The organism is Gluconobacter sphaericus (genome assembly GCF_016757795.1).
Taxonomy (GTDB): domain Bacteria; phylum Pseudomonadota; class Alphaproteobacteria; order Acetobacterales; family Acetobacteraceae; genus Gluconobacter; species Gluconobacter sphaericus.
In genome coordinates this window covers 2,827,838-2,844,550 of record NZ_CP068419.1, presented here as the reverse complement: position 1 = coordinate 2,844,550, position 16,713 = coordinate 2,827,838, and the positions used below count along the sequence as shown (strand labels likewise).

General features: G+C 59.6%; 13 protein-coding genes. 6 read left to right on the top strand and 7 right to left on the bottom strand.

What is annotated here, in order from left to right:
• Nucleotides 1-324: 324 nt before the first annotated feature.
• Both rpsT and mutM read right to left on the bottom strand, forming a co-directional pair.
• Entirely contained in the window at nucleotides 325-594 is a 270-nt protein-coding gene (gene rpsT / locus IGS75_RS13430; RefSeq protein WP_062031354.1) for a 30S ribosomal protein S20, read from the bottom strand.
• A gap of 126 nt (nucleotides 595-720) precedes the next feature.
• On the bottom strand, nucleotides 721-1,554 hold the full coding sequence (mutM, locus tag IGS75_RS13425) for a bifunctional DNA-formamidopyrimidine glycosylase/DNA-(apurinic or apyrimidinic site) lyase (RefSeq protein WP_202257155.1): 834 nt from the start codon (nucleotides 1,552-1,554) through the stop codon (nucleotides 721-723).
• A gap of 30 nt (nucleotides 1,555-1,584) precedes the next feature.
• Here mutM and IGS75_RS13420 point away from each other — a divergent pair, with 30 nt between their 5' ends.
• From IGS75_RS13420 to IGS75_RS13400, 5 genes are all read left to right on the top strand, one after another.
• Complete coding sequence (locus IGS75_RS13420; protein WP_202257154.1) at nucleotides 1,585-2,373, top strand: class I SAM-dependent methyltransferase; 789 nt, start codon at nucleotides 1,585-1,587, stop codon at nucleotides 2,371-2,373.
• A 4-nt stretch (nucleotides 2,374-2,377) separates the two neighbouring features.
• Complete coding sequence (coaBC, locus tag IGS75_RS13415) at nucleotides 2,378-3,568, top strand: bifunctional phosphopantothenoylcysteine decarboxylase/phosphopantothenate--cysteine ligase CoaBC (RefSeq protein WP_202257153.1); 1,191 nt, start codon at nucleotides 2,378-2,380, stop codon at nucleotides 3,566-3,568.
• Between the two features lie 29 nt (nucleotides 3,569-3,597).
• A complete protein-coding gene (gene dut, locus IGS75_RS13410; protein ID WP_141351084.1) occupies nucleotides 3,598-4,053 on the top strand; it encodes a dUTP diphosphatase in 456 nt (151 codons plus the stop codon).
• A 90-nt stretch (nucleotides 4,054-4,143) separates the two neighbouring features.
• Complete coding sequence (locus tag IGS75_RS13405; RefSeq protein ID WP_141351082.1) at nucleotides 4,144-5,787, top strand: ABC transporter permease subunit; 1,644 nt, start codon at nucleotides 4,144-4,146, stop codon at nucleotides 5,785-5,787.
• A gap of 25 nt (nucleotides 5,788-5,812) precedes the next feature.
• Entirely contained in the window at nucleotides 5,813-7,126 is a 1,314-nt protein-coding gene (locus IGS75_RS13400) for an ABC transporter ATP-binding protein (RefSeq protein WP_141351080.1), read from the top strand.
• 9 nt (nucleotides 7,127-7,135) lie between these two features.
• Here the strand turns inward: IGS75_RS13400 and IGS75_RS13395 are convergent, their stop codons facing one another.
• The 3 genes from IGS75_RS13395 to IGS75_RS13385 all read right to left on the bottom strand — a co-directional run bounded on the left by IGS75_RS13395 (nucleotide 7,136) and on the right by IGS75_RS13385 (nucleotide 11,154).
• On the bottom strand, nucleotides 7,136-8,518 hold the full coding sequence (locus IGS75_RS13395) for a DUF2252 domain-containing protein (protein WP_141351078.1): 1,383 nt from the start codon (nucleotides 8,516-8,518) through the stop codon (nucleotides 7,136-7,138).
• 53 nt (nucleotides 8,519-8,571) lie between these two features.
• Nucleotides 8,572-9,117, bottom strand: coding sequence for a peptide-methionine (S)-S-oxide reductase MsrA (gene msrA / locus IGS75_RS13390; RefSeq protein ID WP_141351076.1), 546 nt, complete (start codon nucleotides 9,115-9,117; stop codon nucleotides 8,572-8,574).
• A 90-nt stretch (nucleotides 9,118-9,207) separates the two neighbouring features.
• Nucleotides 9,208-11,154 (bottom strand): CocE/NonD family hydrolase, encoded by a 1,947-nt coding sequence (locus IGS75_RS13385; protein ID WP_141351074.1) that lies wholly within the window; start codon nucleotides 11,152-11,154, stop codon nucleotides 9,208-9,210.
• A 152-nt stretch (nucleotides 11,155-11,306) separates the two neighbouring features.
• Between IGS75_RS13385 and ilvD the strand changes: the two genes are divergently transcribed.
• A complete protein-coding gene (gene ilvD, locus IGS75_RS13380) occupies nucleotides 11,307-13,163 on the top strand; it encodes a dihydroxy-acid dehydratase (protein ID WP_202258635.1) in 1,857 nt (618 codons plus the stop codon).
• Here the strand turns inward: ilvD and IGS75_RS13375 are convergent.
• A complete protein-coding gene (locus IGS75_RS13375) occupies nucleotides 13,141-14,022 on the bottom strand; it encodes an alpha/beta fold hydrolase (RefSeq protein WP_141351072.1) in 882 nt (293 codons plus the stop codon). The two genes, ilvD and IGS75_RS13375, sit on opposite strands and share 23 nt — an antisense overlap.
• On the bottom strand, nucleotides 14,015-16,681 hold the full coding sequence (locus IGS75_RS13370) for a valine--tRNA ligase (protein ID WP_202257152.1): 2,667 nt from the start codon (nucleotides 16,679-16,681) through the stop codon (nucleotides 14,015-14,017). Before IGS75_RS13370 ends, IGS75_RS13375 begins: the two co-directional genes overlap by 8 nt.
• Nucleotides 16,682-16,713: the final 32 nt, after the last annotated feature.

Here is a 16,713-nt window from a genome sequence, read left to right as displayed (position 1 = left end):
ATCCATTCCCGCACAGGGCGGGTATCAGTTGTGGTTCCCTGCGCGCAGGGTGATTGTGTTCTCGACAGAAATTTGCAGCAGAAAAGCTGGCGAATTTCCGGAGAAGCCAGAGCATCCGATACCTTTTTGTCGAACGCTCAGAATAGGCGTCCGCTCAGTCCGAAGCAAGCTGGAACACGAAGGGTTCAGCGGGATGTCATGAGGGTGTTCCCCATCGGCAACCCGGGGGCAGATGCTCGGGAAAAAGATGTCAGGAGCTGCAGCCAAAAAAGAACGCGCTCCTGGAGGGGAGCGCGTTCTTCAGTTCCGACCCGAAGGTGAAGCTTAGGCGGTTGCCAGAGCTTTCACGCGAGCGGACAGGCGGGAGAGCTTGCGGCTGATCGTGTTCTTTGCGATCACGCCCTTGCCTGCTGCGCGCTGCATTTCCGGCTGTGCAACCTTGAAGGCTTCCGCAGCAGCGGACTTGTCGCCGGACTGGATGGCGAGTTCGACCTTCTTGATGAACGTACGCATACGGGACATGCGGGCAACGTTGCGCTCACGGCGACGTTCATTCTGACGGATGCGCTTGCGGGCAGAAGCTGTGTTTGCCATGGATCTTTCGGTTCACTTTGCGTTTTGGTCGCGTAAATGGTTGGCGCCCTCTACTCTGTCAGAGCGGGTCCCGTCAAGCGTTTTGCACATTTTACACAGGATGGGGGCATCTTCTTGTTGCGCTGCCTATTCCTGGCAGATTGGACAGAAGAACGTTGAACGGCCTGATTGCGTTATGCGCTGGATCGGACTTCCTGCACCGCAGTTGGGGCATGGAGTGCCTTCGCGTCCATAGACAAGATGTAGGTCCTGAAATCCGCCTTTCGTGCCGTCAGCCTGCACATAGTCGCGCAGTGATGATCCTCCGGAGGCGATGGCCTGCTCCAGGATCTGCGGAATGGCCTCCGCGAGGGCGGCGCTCTCTTTTCCCATCAGGGTGCTGGCCTGTCGTTCGGGATGAATGCCGCACCGGAACAGCGCCTCGCACACATAGATATTGCCAAGACCTGCGATTAGCTTCTGGTCCAGCAGCGTGGATTTGATCGGCGAACGCCTGCCCCGGAACAGGTCCACCAATGTCGGACCGCTCATGGCGTCCGAAAGTGGCTCCACTCCCAGATGAGCCAGAAGGCGGTGACTGTCCTCTTCAGCTGTCCGTACAAGATCGACCATGCCAAAACGCCGGGGATCCACCAGCCCCGCTCTCGCGCCGCTGTCCGTTTCTAGGACCAGATGTTCGTGTGTTGGCGGAGTCGCGTTTGTCCCTGCCCGGCCAACCGTGAGTCGGCCCGACATACCCAGATGCAGCAACATGCTCCAGCCGCCATCAAGACGCATGAGAATATACTTCGCGCGCCTACGGAACGAGAGAACGCGATGTCCTTCCAGAGTCTCCCTCAGATCTGCGGGAAACGGCCATCGAAGGTCGGGACGGTTGATAGTAACATGGCTGATTCGATGTCCTTCGAAGGCATCTCGAAATCCGCGCATGATGGTTTCGACTTCTGGAAGCTCTGGCATGGCTGGCCTCAACGATATATCGATTGCCCCATGACCGATAGCGCAGAACACAACGCCTCGCCCTTCCCGTCCTCCGCACATGCCGAGGACACCACCGATTTCGGCTACCGGAGTGTTCCGCGCGGCCAGAAGAAAACGATGGTCCGGGGGGTGTTCGAGAGCGTCGCCGGGAAATACGACATCATGAATGACGTGATGTCGCTGGGTATTCATCGCGTCTGGAAGCGTATTTTTGTGGGTATGCTCAATCCGCGCCCCAACATGAAGCTGCTGGATCTGGCTGGTGGTACTGGCGACATTACCTTTGGCTGGCTCCGTGCCGGTGGTGGCCCCGCCATCCTGTCCGATATTAACGCCGCCATGCTCTCCGTAGGGCGTGACCGCGCCATCAAGACCGGACTGATTGGTAAAATCGAGGTCTGCGTCGTAGACGCGGAAGCCATTCCCCTTCCCGACTGCTCCGTTGATCGCGTGACGATTGCCTTTGGCCTGCGCAACTGCACGGACAAGTCGGCTGTGCTGCGTGAAGCGCGCCGCGTGCTCAAGCCGGGTGGGCGTTTCTTCTGCCTTGAGTTCTCACAGGTCGAGATCGCAGCGCTCGCACCGATCTATGACATGTGGTCCTTTCAGGTTCTTCCCAAAATGGGCCAGATTATCGCCAAGGATTCCGAAAGCTACCAGTACCTCGCCGAGAGCATCCGCATGTTCCCCGATCAGGAAACGCTGGCCCAGATGATGCGCGATGCCGGGCTGGAGCAGGTCCAGTACCGTAACCTGTCCGGTGGTATCGCCGCCATCCATTCCGGCTGGCGTCTGTAAGACCATGCGCCGCGTCCTGCTGATCGTCTCGGGAGGGATCGCGGCGTTCCGGGCGCTCGAACTCGTGCGCCTGCTGCGGGCGGACGGTATTGCCGTAACGCCGGTCATGACCGAAGCCGCCAAAGCCTTCGTCACGCCGCTCAGTCTCGAGACGCTGGCAGGCGAGCGTGTGCACGACGCGCTGTTCGAGCCCACGCAGGAAAGCGAGATCGGCCATATCGCTCTGGCCCGGAGTGCGGATCTGGTCGTTGTCTGCCCTGCCACAGCTAACATCATGGCCCGCATGGCCCATGGGCTCGCGGATGATCTGCCGACTACATTGCTTCTCGCGACTACCTCTCCCATTCTGCTGGCCCCGGCCATGAATGTGCGGATGTGGGAGCATCCCGCCACTCAGGTCAACCTGAAGTTGCTCGAAGCACACGGCGTCTCCATTGTCGGGCCGGACGTGGGCAGCATGGCCTGTGGTGAAGTCGGCGCTGGCCGTCTGAGTGAGCCTTCCGCCATTCGTGATGCGATCCTGCGGATCCTGACGCCAGATCGTTCCCTGACGGGACGCCGTGTTCTCGTAACGGCTGGTCCAACCGTCGAGCCGCTCGATCCCGTACGGTTCCTCTCCAATCATTCTTCCGGGCGACAGGGCTATGCCATTGCGGCAGCGCTGGCAGCACGGGGCGCGGATGCCACACTGATCAGTGGGCCGGTTTCGATCCCCGCACCTGCGGGCGTCCACCGCATCTCCGTTCAGACCGCCCGCGAGATGCTGGCCGCCTGTGAAACCGCCCTTCCGGTCGAGGTGGCCGTCTGCACCGCCGCCGTCAGCGACTGGCGCGCCAGGGATATGGCGCCGGGCAAGATCAAGAAAAGCGGTGACGGACCGCCCAGTCTCGAACTCGTGGAAAATCCAGACATTCTGGCAACGCTCTGCCGCGCCCCACAACGCCCCCGTCTCGTCGTAGGCTTTGCAGCCGAGACCGACGACGTTCTGGAAAACGCGCAGGCTAAACGTTTGCGCAAAGGGTGTGATTGGCTGGTAGCCAATGATGTGCGTCAGGGCGTGTTCGGCGCCATGCGCAACACCGTTAGCCTGATCGACGACAATGGCGTTCAGAGCTGGCCGGAAATGGACAAAACTGACGTCGCGGAACAGATCGCGCAGAGGATTGCTGCGTTCTTTGCCGATCCGTCTTCATAGGCATCGCGATCCGGGATAAGACAGAGACCATGACGACAGACCTGATTGATGTGCGCATCACGCGCCTGCCTCATTCCGAAGGCCTTCCCCTTCCCGCCTATGCCACTGCCGGTGCCGCAGGCTTCGATTTCCTGGCCGCAGTGGACGCCCCCATGACGATCGCTCCGGGTGAGCGCGTTCTGGTGCCGACTGGCCTGTGCATTGCCCTGCCGCCCGCCTATGAGCTTCAGGTGCGCCCGCGTTCGGGTCTGGCCCTCAAGCATGGCATTACGCTGCCTAATTCTCCCGGCACTATTGACGAAGACTATCGCGGCGAACTCCGCATCATCGTCATGAACGCTGGTACCGAGCCGTTCACCGTCGAGCGTGGCACCCGCATCGCACAGGGCGTGCTGGCCCCGGTCTCCCGTCTGCGCTGGGCCGAGGTAGAAACTCTGGACGAGACGGTACGTGGCGAAGGTGGCTTTGGTAGTACCGGCCATTGATCCGGCCGGTGAAATGCAGAAAACACTTGAGCCTGCAAGACGTCTCTTTCTAACCTCTGCTTTTCATCATCAGGAAGGACAGCACGCATCATGACGGGCAGCCCGATGGCCATGCCCTTGCGGATCATGCATCGCTGGCGACAGCGCATGAGCGGCATCGAGCTTTCGATCCTGTTCTGTGCGACCGCTTTTGCACTCCTGGTGCTGCCCCGCGCTTCTGTCGCGCCTGTCCTGTTTGCCATGCCACCGGGGGCTCATCTGTCGTTGGGGGGCATGGCAGGGCTGACTGCCCTGCATGTGATCCTGTCCCTGCTGATTGTAGTGACAGCATCACTGCTCCTCTCAGGTGCGGCGTTTCAGTGGCCCCGTTTCAGGGCATTTCTTATTCCGGCTCTTTCTGTTGCCCGTGCAGTTCCGGGTCTTGGGCTGATCGGGATCCTGGCTGCGGTCTTCCCTCCGGCCCTGACCATCATGCTGGTTGCTGCTTCCAGCATGATCTGGCGGATCGTGACGGCGGTGCTCGACTCGGAAGACATGCTTCCCCCCGCGCTTGATGAAGTCGCAACCGGCTTGCGCATGACCGGTTGGCAGCGTTTCTGGCGCCTTCAGATGCCAGTCGCTGTCCCCCTGACGACCTTCAGGGCCATGCAGGGCATGCCGGCCTTCTGGGTCCGGCTGCTGTCCGCGGAGGGTCTGATGATGTTGATGAGCCATCAGGCAACGGGCGGATGTGGCGCAGCCGCCCTGCAGGCCATGCTGGACGATCTTCCGCTCCGGATCGTCGAAATTTCCGGGATCATTCTTCTGCTGATCCTCGTGATCGATCAGGCCCTCATGCGTCCTATGGTGGGCTGGGCACAGCGATATCGGCCCGAAGGCCCGTTCGCGGAACGCTCACGCCCGCAATCCTGGCTGTTGAGGATCTGGCGGCGCACAAAGCCCATGCACTGGCTCAGTGTTGGCGTGAGTGATGCCCTCGTCTGGATCGGGAACTGGCGCCTGGGCCGTCCGCGCAGTATCCTTCCCGAACACCACAGGACAGTCCGGGAGCTTCCAGAAGCGCTCCTGCCTGTCATTTCCCTGCTTTTCCTGGTTTATGCGGTCTATCGCGTCAACCTTCTGCGGCAGGTTCTCGTGGATCTGACCGAGAGTGTGGTTACGCTTTCACATGTCTGTGGAACACTGGTTCTGTGTGTACTGGTCTGGGTTCCGCTGGGTCTTCTAATCAGCGAGCACGGATCTTCCCTGCGCAATGTTTTCCGGGGAGTCGTGATGGCCTGCGGGCTCTTTCCGGCCGTACTTCTTTATCCGCTCTGTCGGGAACTGGGGCTCGATTCTCCAGTCATTTTGCTCTTTCTGGGTGCGCACTGGCTTGTTGGAATCGTTGTACTCGACGCGGCGAAAGCCATCCCCTCGGACCTGAGGCAGGTTGCGGCGGGCCTGCGCCTGCGGGGTGTCCTGCTGTGGCGGCGGCTTTTGCTGCCCGCCATCGCACCGGAACTCTGTGGAGGCCTGCTGACGGCGGTGGTGCCGGTCTGGAATGCGGTGATGGTGGCGGAGGCTTTCGTGTCGTCAAATAGTGGCCTTGGGGCCGCTCTGCTCTCAGAGGCTCTCAGCGGGGCCGTAGCGGCGCAGGTCCTTGCGTTGATGCTGCTGACGCTTCTTTCCATGTTGCTGGATCGGCTGGTCCTGCAACCTCTGGCCGTAAATACGGCCCAGAAATATACGATATGAACCTCAGGCTGAAATCCACGGGCCCATGAAATCTCTTCTGTCCCTTCGCGAATGTAGCCAGACCTATCTCAAGGAGAGCAGCACGGATCTGGTCGTGCTCGATCATGTTAGCTTCGATGTGCGGACGGGTGAAATCCTGGGGCTTCTCGGGCGCTCCGGCTCCGGGAAATCCTCTCTGCTGCGGATCATGGCCGGGCTGACACCGCCGATGTCAGGACGGGTGTTCTGGCAGGGGGCTCCCGTAACAGGTCCCTTGGATGGTGTGGCGACGGTCTTTCAGTCTGGCGCGCTTTTCCCTTGGCTGACCCTGCGGCAGAATGTGGCGTTAGGCTTGGAAATGCGCCGTTTGCCCCGTGCCGAGCGCGAAGTTATGACCGATGCCGCCATCGAGGTCATGGGGCTCGAAGGTTATGAGAACGCCTATCCGAAGGAGCTTTCCAAGGCCCTCAGCCAGCGTGTGTCCTTTGCCCGTGCGCTTGCGCTTCAGCCGTCCCTGCTTCTGCTGGATGAGCCATTTTCGGCGCTGGATGTCCTGAGTGCCGAAAATCTGCGTACCGATCTGATCGAGCTGTGGGATGAAAAGCGCCTGCCTCTCAAGGCCATGCTACTTGCAACACACGGGATCGAAGAGGCGGTCCTGATGTGTGATCGTATCCTCATTTTCTCATCCAGCCCCGGCCGTGTCACGCATGAGATCGCTGTCCCGTTCCCCCATCCGCGTAACCGCGATGACGAAGATTTCCGCCGCTTCGTAGATCAGATCTACGCGCTTATGACCCGTCGTGCGCCCATCGTTTCTGAGGCGGACCCTATCCAGCCACCTGTCGCCTCGGCCACTGCACTTCCGCCCTTCTCCATCGTGCTTCCGCACCTGGCGGTCGAGGTTCTGGTCGGGCTGATGGAAGTGCTGGAAAGTGAACCGCTCTCAGGACGGGCCGATCTGCCTGAACTGGCACAGCGCCTCCAGATGACGCTGGATGACCTTCTGCCGCTGGGTGAGTCGCTTCAACTTCTGGATCTGGCGGAACTGGAGGATGGCGATATTCTGCTGACGCCTGATGGCCAGGCCTTTGTCGAAGGCGATTCAGACACCCGCAAGGACCTGATGCGCAAAGCGCTTCTGCACCATCTTCCCCTGCTGCGCTCTATCCGCAGCACGCTGGACGAGCGCTCGAGCCACACCGTGGATGCAGCCCGGTTCCGCAAGGCCATGGAAGAGAGCATGTCACCCGATTATGCGCGACAGACCCTCACTACGGCCATTGGCTGGGCCCGCTATGCCGAGCTGTTCGACTATGATGAGGAATCTGACCGCTTCCATCTGGAAACTGAGGAATAAGCTCGCGCTTCAGGCGCAACAGACACGCTTGTCCGCGATGGCCTGTGTAAAGGCTTTCCAGTCCTTCTCGCTCTGATTGGCATAGAGCACTGCAAAATCGGCAATCGCACGGGCAAAGGAATGTCCCTTCCCCAGATAGCCAGCCAGGAGGGGAAGATCAGCGGAACGCCCGTGTGAACGGCCCAGGGTCCGCCCACAGAGTGCGGCATATTCCGGCAGAAGAGCATCCTCGATCTTCTCGCCGATCATGGCCAGACGGACATCCTTGGTCTGGCGTACATAGAAGTCGCGCCCTCCACCGGCCTTGCATCCCGTCTGTTCGGTCGTGCGTTTTCCGGTGGTGTGCGTCCATCCTAGGAATGTATCCGAACTGGCCTGCATGATGCGCTGTCCGGTGACGACCCGCTCCCCGTGGTTGGGCAGGTCCACAGCACCTTGGAAAGGTTCGAGAACGGAGGTCTGGGCCTCCTTGATCTGAAGGATCAGAGGCTCGTTATCGGCGGTCATGAACAGTCCGAGCGCACAGAATGTCCCGACACTGCCAATGCCGACGACCTTGAACAGCACGTCCTGCAAGGCATAACGCTCAAGGACGATCCTGCGCTCGGGCGGAAGATCGCTGACATAGCGTGCGAAAGCGCCGCGCACGATGTCATTGTGCTGCGGCAGGCGTGTGACGAAAGGCGGATGTTCCTTCAGGCGTCCCGCGGATTTGGGATCGATCATACCGAAATGACCGGAAATGGCCCCGAGTTCCGACTGGATCTTCTCCATCATGCCCGTACGGATCCTGCCGTCCACGATCCCGTCAATGACCGCCCGCAGATCGATCCGTTCGTTCCAGGCCTGAAGCGGCGGAAGCTTCGACAGACGGGCAATCTCATCAGCGTAATGTTGAACGGCCGAGACCGCCAGACGATGGCAATGTTTTTCAGACAGCGAGGCCTCGCGCCCCGCCAGAACAAGGCTCGTCGCCAGGCGCTTGAGGTCCCACTCGAACGTCGCGGGAGCGGTTTCATCGAAATCGTTGATATCAAAGACCGGGAGCCCTTCCGGAGACGGATAACATCCGAAATTGTCCAGATGGCAGTCCCCGCAGGACTGCACACGCAGTCCAGTTTTCGGCGTGAAGGACAGGTCAGACGCCATAACAGCCGCTGCCCCGCGCAGGAACGCGAAGGGCGAGGCTTTCATGCGCTGATGGCGGATCGGCAGTAGATCCGCGATCCGGCTCTTCCCCTGCTCCAGTAGGATACCGATCGGATCAGGGCGCTTGGCGGGCGGAACCCACAGGGCGTGGCTGCTACGCTTGACGGTCTTGCGCAGGGCCACGCCAGCTTCATAACGAGCCTGACGGGTACGGAGCGGCGGGAAAGAAGGTGTTTTTGTCATGGTTTGTCACGGTAACCGAAAAAAACTCCACGACAAAGCACCCATCATCCGTCTCAGTCAGGCTGCTTGAGGCGATCGCGGTAAAGCTTGCGGGCCTTGGCGACCTTGGGAGCTACCACGGCCGCACAATACGCTGTCTGCGGGTTGCGGGCGAAATAATCGTGGTGCTTTTCCTCCGCCGGCCAGAAATGGGCGGGTCCTTCGATGGAGGTCACGATCGGATCGGGCCAGATACCTTCGGATGCAATTTCGTCCCGCACCCTGCGGGCTGTTTCCTGCTGGGCGGCGTCTCCGAAAATAACGGAACGGTACTGCGTGCCGATATCGTTACCCTGCCGGTTGAGCTGTGTGGGATCATGCGTTGTGAAAAACACACGCAGGACATCCTCCAGGCCGATCTCGGTTGGATCGAAGACGACTTTTACGACTTCGGCATGACCCGTCTGCCCGGTACAGACGGCTTCATAGCTTGGGTTGTCGACGGAGCCGCCCGCATAGCCCGGTTCGGCTGAAATAATGCCGCGCAGGCCGCTGAAGACAGCCTCGACGCACCAGAAGCAGCCTGCGCCAAGAAGGATGGAAGACTGTTGGGTCGTCATGATGATGCTCCGCTAAAAGGATCAGCCCTCCCCTATATGGGAAGGCTGCTCCTGTTTGACGAGTTGCCGGATGGAATGAAGTGCGCGGGACTACTGCGCAGGCGCGACGGTCGGAAGCCAGATCGCGCTGGCATGATCGCCACCGCGATGGATGGTCTGGGTCGCGACGTGATAGTCGGAGGCCTTGGCATCGAAAATGTTCGGCACGAAGGTTTGCGGGTTGCGGTCATAGAGCGGGAACCAGCTCGACTGGATTTGGATCATGATCCGGTGCCCCTTCTGGAACACATGGTTCATAGCCGGAAGCGTAAAGTGGTATTCCTGCACCTGCCCCGCCGGAATGGCGGACGGATGCGTAAAGTTTTGCCGATAACGTCCGCGGAAAATATCCATCGACATCGGTAGCTCATAGCCACCCATCTGCGGATTATCGGGCGTCAGAGCGGGCTGGACATCGATGATCTTCACCACAAAATCTGCATCCGTTCCCGTGGTGCTGGCGAAAATATCGGCTGTCGGCACGCCCGAAACTGTGACCGGAGCATCAAGCACTGGCGTTTCGTAGGTCAGGACGTCCGGACGGCTTTCGGCAAAACGCTGATCCGTAACGAGCCATGCCTTCCAACGTGGATCTTCGCCCATCATATACGGACGTTCGACGAAGGGCACCGGATGCGCCGGATCGGAAACATAGCTGTCCGTTCCAGGCAGCGTGCGCTTGAAAGCCAGACCGTGATTGGGCTGGAGATACAGGCGCTCACCCTTCTGCATGCAGGTCGTGCCGCAGTCGCTCAGCCAGTTGCGAAAATGATCCCAGTGGTTTTCGCCAGTATTGTAGATGATGGCTTCATCCAGATGCGGATCGGGCGCGTTCTTCAGATAGTGATCGAAAAACGGCCGCATGACATTCGCGCGATACCACAACGCGGTGTCACCGTTGAAATGTAGCGGACCAAGCGTGGAGCCGTCATAATTCACGCCGCTGTGGCGCCACGGCCCCATGACGAGAATGTTCGGAACCTGCGTATGATGCGCCTTGAGGTTCATCCAAGAATGAATCGCTCCCCACATGTCTTCCTGATCCCACAGCCCCTGCTCCCAGATCGTGGGAACCTTGAGCGGCTTCTTCACGATCAGCTGGTCCAGCGCCTGCTCTTGCCAGAAAGCGTCATAGGCCGGATGGGCCTTCATACGCCGCCACCAGGGGAACTGGTCCAGCCCGGCCTTCGTCGCAAAATTGCCTGTAGAGACGTCCGCAAGAAACGTCGTGTAGTCGTCCGCATCTGGACGGGGGATGGTCGGTCCGGAACCGGCTTCCGTCATCTGGGCCGTGAAATAGTCCAGTCCCGCCTGACGGAAGGCCCCGTAATGGAACCAGTCATCACCCATCCAGCCATCGACCATCGGACTTTCCGGAGCCGCAACCTTCAACGCCGGATGAGGATCGAGCAGCGCCATGACGACGGTCCAGCCCTCATAGGACGATCCCGTCATGCCGACCTTGCCGTTGCTCTCGGGCAGGTTCTTCACCAGCCAGTCGATCGTATCCCAGGCATCGGTCGTATCATCGGTCTTGGTCGGGTTCAGCGGACCGATCGGCGGTCGCGTCATGACGTAGTTGCCCTGCGAGCCATACTTGCCACGAACGTCCTGAAAGACGCGGATATAGCCTTCATCCACGAACACCCCGTCACCTTGAGGCAAAATGGCGCGCATGGTCGAGGCATCGGGAATACGGTTGGCGCGTTCGCTGGCGTGATAGGGCGTGCGGGTCAGCAGGATCGGGGCGTTTCTGGCACCTTTGGGGATCACGATGACCGTATGAAGCTTGATGCCATCGCGCATGGGGATCATCACGTCGCGCTTGATGTAATCGCGTTGGTCGACCGGCATGCTGACATGGGCGGGAATGTCGCTGCCCGTCTGGATCATGTCCGGCGTGACCGCTTGGGTGGATGTGGCGGGTTCGGCGGCCTGTGCTGCATACAGGAATGTCGCGGCCAGAGCGGTGCCGAGGCTCAGAAAATAACGTCTCACGAAGTGCTCCTGATCTTTGTTGCGAGTTTGGACCGGACAGAGTCTTTCGGGCAAGGGGAAGCAGCTTGGCTTTTCATATCTTTCCCGCACTGGCTTCTGTGCGTCTGATTCGCTATGGATCAGGGCCTTCTCCTGTCATGAAAGTATCTTCCATGCCCGCCTATCGCTCCCGCACCACTACTCACGGCCGCAACATGGCGGGCGCCCGTGCGCTCTGGCGGGCGACGGGCATGAAGGATGGCGATTTCGGCAAACCTATTATCGCCATTGCCAATTCCTTCACGCAGTTCGTGCCGGGCCATGTCCATCTGAAGGACATGGGTAGCCTGGTGGCCTCCGCGATCGAGGAAGTCGACGGAATTGCCAAGGAATTCAACACGATTGCGGTGGATGACGGCATCGCGATGGGGCATGGCGGAATGCTTTATTCCCTGCCCTCGCGTGAGCTGATTGCGGATTCCGTGGAATACATGGTCAACGCCCATTGCGCGGATGCCATCGTCTGCATCAGTAATTGCGACAAGATCACGCCGGGCATGCTGATGGCGTCCATGCGCCTGAACATCCCTGTCGTGTTCGTCTCCGGCGGGCCGATGGAAGCAGGAAAGATCAACGGCCCAGGTGTGACGCGTAAGCTTGACCTTGTTGACTCGATGGTGGCGGCTGCCGATCCGGAAGTCTCCGATAGCGAGTCAGAGCAGATCGAACGCTCCGCCTGCCCGACCTGCGGATCGTGCTCGGGCATGTTCACCGCCAATTCCATGAACTGCCTGACCGAGGCGCTGGGCCTGTCCCTTCCCGGAAACGGCTCACTTCTCGCTACACATAGCGACCGTCGCGAGCTGTTCCTGAGCGCTGGGCGTCTGGTCGTGGAACTGGCACGTCGCTGGTACGAACAGGATGATGCCTCCGCCCTGCCCCGTAGCATCGCAACCCGCGCGGCTTTCGAAAATGCCATGACGCTTGATATCGCCATGGGCGGTTCGACCAACACGGTGCTGCATCTTCTGGCCGCTGCCAGCGAAGGCGGCGTTGACTTCCACATGCACGACATCGATCGCCTGTCGCGCCGTGTGCCCAATCTGTGCAAGGTCGCCCCGGCCAAGAACGACGTACACATGGAAGACGTCCATCGCGCAGGCGGTATCCCGGCCATTCTGGGGGAATTGAACCGTGCGGGCCTGATCCACACGGACGTTCCCACCGTTCACGCTCCCACGCTCGGGGATGCGCTGAACAAGTGGGACATTCTGAACGGTGACGAAGAAGCTGCCCATCTGTTCAAGGCCGCGCCGGGCAACGTCCGCACGATCCACGCCTTCTCGCAGTCCAGTCGCTATCATGAGCTGGATCAGGATCGTGAAGCCGGCGTGTTGCGCGACAAGGCCCATGCTTTCTCGCAGGATGGCGGTCTGGCCGTTCTGTATGGTAACCTCGCCGAAGACGGTGCCATCGTCAAAACGGCCGGTGTCGAAGCCAGCATCCTGACCTTCACCGGAACGGCTCGGGTTTTCGAAAGCCAGGACGATGCCGTAGCCGCCATCCTCGGCAATCGCATCGTAGCCGGTGACGTCGTAGTCATCCGTTACGAAGGCCCCAAGGGCGGACCCGGCATGCAGGAAATGCTCTATCCGACGAGCTATCTGAAATCGAAGGGCCTCGGCAAAGTCTGCGCCCTTATTACGGATGGCCGCTTCTCAGGCGGAAGCTCGGGTCTGTCCATCGGCCATATGTCCCCTGAAGCCGCTGAGGGCGGTTTGATCGGACTGGTCGAGGACGGCGATCGCATCGAGATCGACATTCCGAACCGCACTTTGCACCTTGCTGTTTCGGACGCTGACATTGCCGACCGCCGCGAGCGCATGAATGCGCGTGGCACAAGCGCTTGGAAGCCTAACCGTGAGCGCGTGGTCTCAAAAGCCCTTCAGGCCTATGCCGCCATGACCACGAGCGCGGCCCATGGTGCCGTCCGCGATCTGTCGCAGATCATCGTGAAGACGCGGACCTGATTGCACTCTCGACGGCGTCCTGCAATTCGGCGGACGCCAGCATTTTGGATGCAACATGTCCCGTCGCCGGGACGAGCGTGATTGTCCAGCCAAAGGGCACATTAAGTTTCTCGGCTTGCTCCCGGGCCTGAGCATAAGCCCACTGACCGCGCTCGAGATGGTTTCGGCCCTGCTCTATGGCATGCGGAACAAGTTCTGATGGTAATGAAGGTGCAGTATCGTCTGCGCCCAGAATAATTGCGATATGCCGCGAAAGATAACGCTTGAGATCCGGCAGGCTGGCCGGCTCCGGCCAATCGCGAAATCCATACGGAACGGGGGTCTCCGTCTCCGGCTCGACATAGGTGGCGGGATTCATGATGATCGTCATGGTCTCCTCGCCCGGAACGTAGGCTGCGACCCGTTCCAGATATTGTGCGCCTGCTGAATGTCCTATCAGAATGATCGGAAGATGCGGCTCATCGGAGATGTTGCGTACCCACTGTTCCAGCGGCCTCATATACAGGGAAGCCGGGACCGATGTTGGTGAAGACGCTGGAAATCCACCCCGCTGATACTGCTGCACGGGAAAGCGCGAAACGGGAAAATCAGGCGCAAACACCAGACTGCATTCATGTGTGGCCAGCGGAATGGACTCGTCGCGATATGCTGCGCTATCGCGCTCTTTGCCTGCCAGGACGATCAGGATTGCCCTGATATCGCAGGAGGCAGGTCTGAAGACCGAAACCGAAAGATGCTCGCCTGCTATGGCGGCATGCTCAAGGCTTCGACCTTCTGGTAGCGGCCTTGCTGCGGATACCCCCGCCGTAATGGCAAGAAGAACCGTAGCTAGACTGGCGGATGTTCTGAAATCAGGCAAGACGCCCCAGAGCCGCCTTCAGGCGAGCCAGATCATTCTGGAATGACGTCAGACGCTCACGGTTTTCCTCTACCACTTCCGGCTTTGCACGAGCCACGAAATCCGCGTTGTCCAACTTACGTGTCACTTTGAGAATTTCGCCTTCGATCCGGGTCACTTCCTTGGAAAGACGCGCCCGCTCCGCGTCCAGATCAATCAGGCCTTCGAGCGGAATAAAAACAGTGGCTTCATCAAGAACGATCTGTGCCGCGTTACGGGGCGCGTCTTCTCCCACCACACCAACTTCGGAAACTCGAGCCATCCGCCCAATGGCCTCAGCCCAGGTCTGGGCACGAGTCAGATTTTCCGCAGTCGCGTCCCGCAGAAGAAGCGGTGCTTTCTGCGAAGGCGGAATGTTCATTTCCGAACGTACGGTCCGGACATCACTGATTAGGCGAATAACCCAGTCCAGCTCCGAGCGGGCTGCATCAGCCTGATCAACGCTCATGCATTCCGGCCAGCGACTGTCTTCGAAAGCCCCTGTATAGCCCAGCTCTTTCCACAATGTGGCCGTCACGAACGGAATGACCGGCTGCATCAGGCGCAGTATTAGCCCCAGGACGTGCGCGCTGACGGCCCGCAGTTCGAGGGTTTCCTCGTTTTCAGCCGCAAAGACGGGCTTCGAGAATTCCACGAACCAGTCACAGAACCGGCTCCAGACAAAACGGTAACAGCAGTTGGCATATTCATCGAAACGATAGGCCGAGAGGGCCCGTCCTGCTTCGGTGATGGCATCGTTCGCTTCCGTCAGGATCCAGCGTCCAAGCGCGCTCTTGACGCTTGCCGGATCAAAGTCTTCCGCCGGTTTGGCGCCGTTCATTTCAAGGAAGCGTGCAGCATTCCAGAGTTTGGTAATGAACGCGCGATGTTCCTCAACCCGCTTGCGCCCAAGCTTGATGTCTCGTCCCGGCCCCGTGCCCGCACAGATCGCCAGACGCGTCGCGTCCGCACCGAACTCGGCCACAAGGTCGAGCGGGTCAAGCCCGTTCCCCTTGGACTTGGACATCTTCTGGCCCTTCTCGTCCCGGACCAGTCCATGAATCAGGACGGTCCTGAAGGGAACATCATCCATGAAGTGCAGGCCCATCATCATCATCCGGGCGACCCAGAAGAAAATGATGTCAAAGCCCGTAACCAGCACGCTGGTCGGATAGTAACGGGCCAGCTCTTCCGTTTTATCAGGCCATCCAAGCGTCGTGAAAGGCCACAGGGCCGAGCTGAACCATGTGTCCAGAACGTCTTCATCCTGCGTGAGGCTTACGCCCTCGCCGGCCTGGGCCTGGGCATCGTGTTCATTTTCCGCGACATAGATTTTGCCGTCTGCTCCATACCAGGCCGGGATCCGGTGCCCCCACCAGAGCTGTCGGCTGATGCACCAGGGCTGGATGTCACGCATCCAGGCGTGGAACGTATTTTCCCATTGCCGCGGCTCAAAAGCGATCTTTCCACTTTCGACCGCCTCTACCGCTGGGCCGGACAATGTCTTGGCATCGCAGTACCACTGAAGAGTCAGGCGCGGCTCAACGATCGCACCGCCACGCTCCGCATGCGGCACCTGCAGCTTGTGCGGCTCGATCTTCTCCAACCATTCCAGACGCTCAAGCTCGGCAACAACCTGCTTGCGACCTTCTTCGCGGCTCAGCCCATTCAGTGATTCGACGAACTCAACCGAAGCCAGCCCTTCGACGTCGCGCAGCTCAGGACGGATTTCCTCGATCCACAGACAGGCTGTTTCATCAAGAACAGTCGGAGCCGGCAGATTGTGACGCTTGCCGACTTCAAAATCATTAAAGTCATGTGCCGGCGTGATCTTAACTGCGCCTGTGCCCTTTTCCGGATCGGAATGCAGATCGGCGACAACAGGAATGCAACGCCCCGTAAGCGGGAGAATCACGTTCTTGCCGATCATATCGGCATAGCGTTCATCCTCAGGATGAACAGCAACTGCGACATCGCCCAGCATGGTTTCCGGACGTGTTGTGGCCACCGTGATGGTCCGGCCGTCTTCCAACGGATAGCGGATGTACCACATCGACCCTTTGGTCTCGTGGTTTTCCACTTCCAGGTCCGAAATGGCCGAACGGAACTTCGGGTCCCAGTTCACCAGACGCCGGTCGCGATAAATCAGACCTTCATTATAAAGGGCAACAAAAACTTTCCGGACAGCACGAGACAATCCGTCGTCCATCGTAAAGCGCTCACGTTCCCAGTCCGCCGAAGCGCCGAGCTTGCGGAGTTGCCTGACGATCGTGCCGCCGTATTCTTGTTTCCAGTCCCAGACGCGTTCGAGAAAACCTTCGCGTCCTAGAGCGGTTCTGTTGGTGCCTTCCTTATCGAGAGCACGCTCGACGACCATCTGCGTGGCGATGCCCGCGTGGTCCGTCCCTGGCTGCCAGAGGACATTGTAGCCTTCCTGACGTTTCCAGCGAATCAGCATGTCCTGAAGGACAAAGTTCAGGGAATGGCCGAGATGAAGCGTGCCTGTGACGTTCGGTGGCGGGAACATGATCGAAAAAGGCTCACCCGCTTGGTCGGGGTGAGCCCGGAAAGCGCCGCTTTTCTCCCACGCGTCGTAGAGGGCATTTTCATGATCGGCGGGGACGAAGCTTTTTTCGAGCATGGTGATCCAGGAGAGTCAGTACAGCAGGTGGA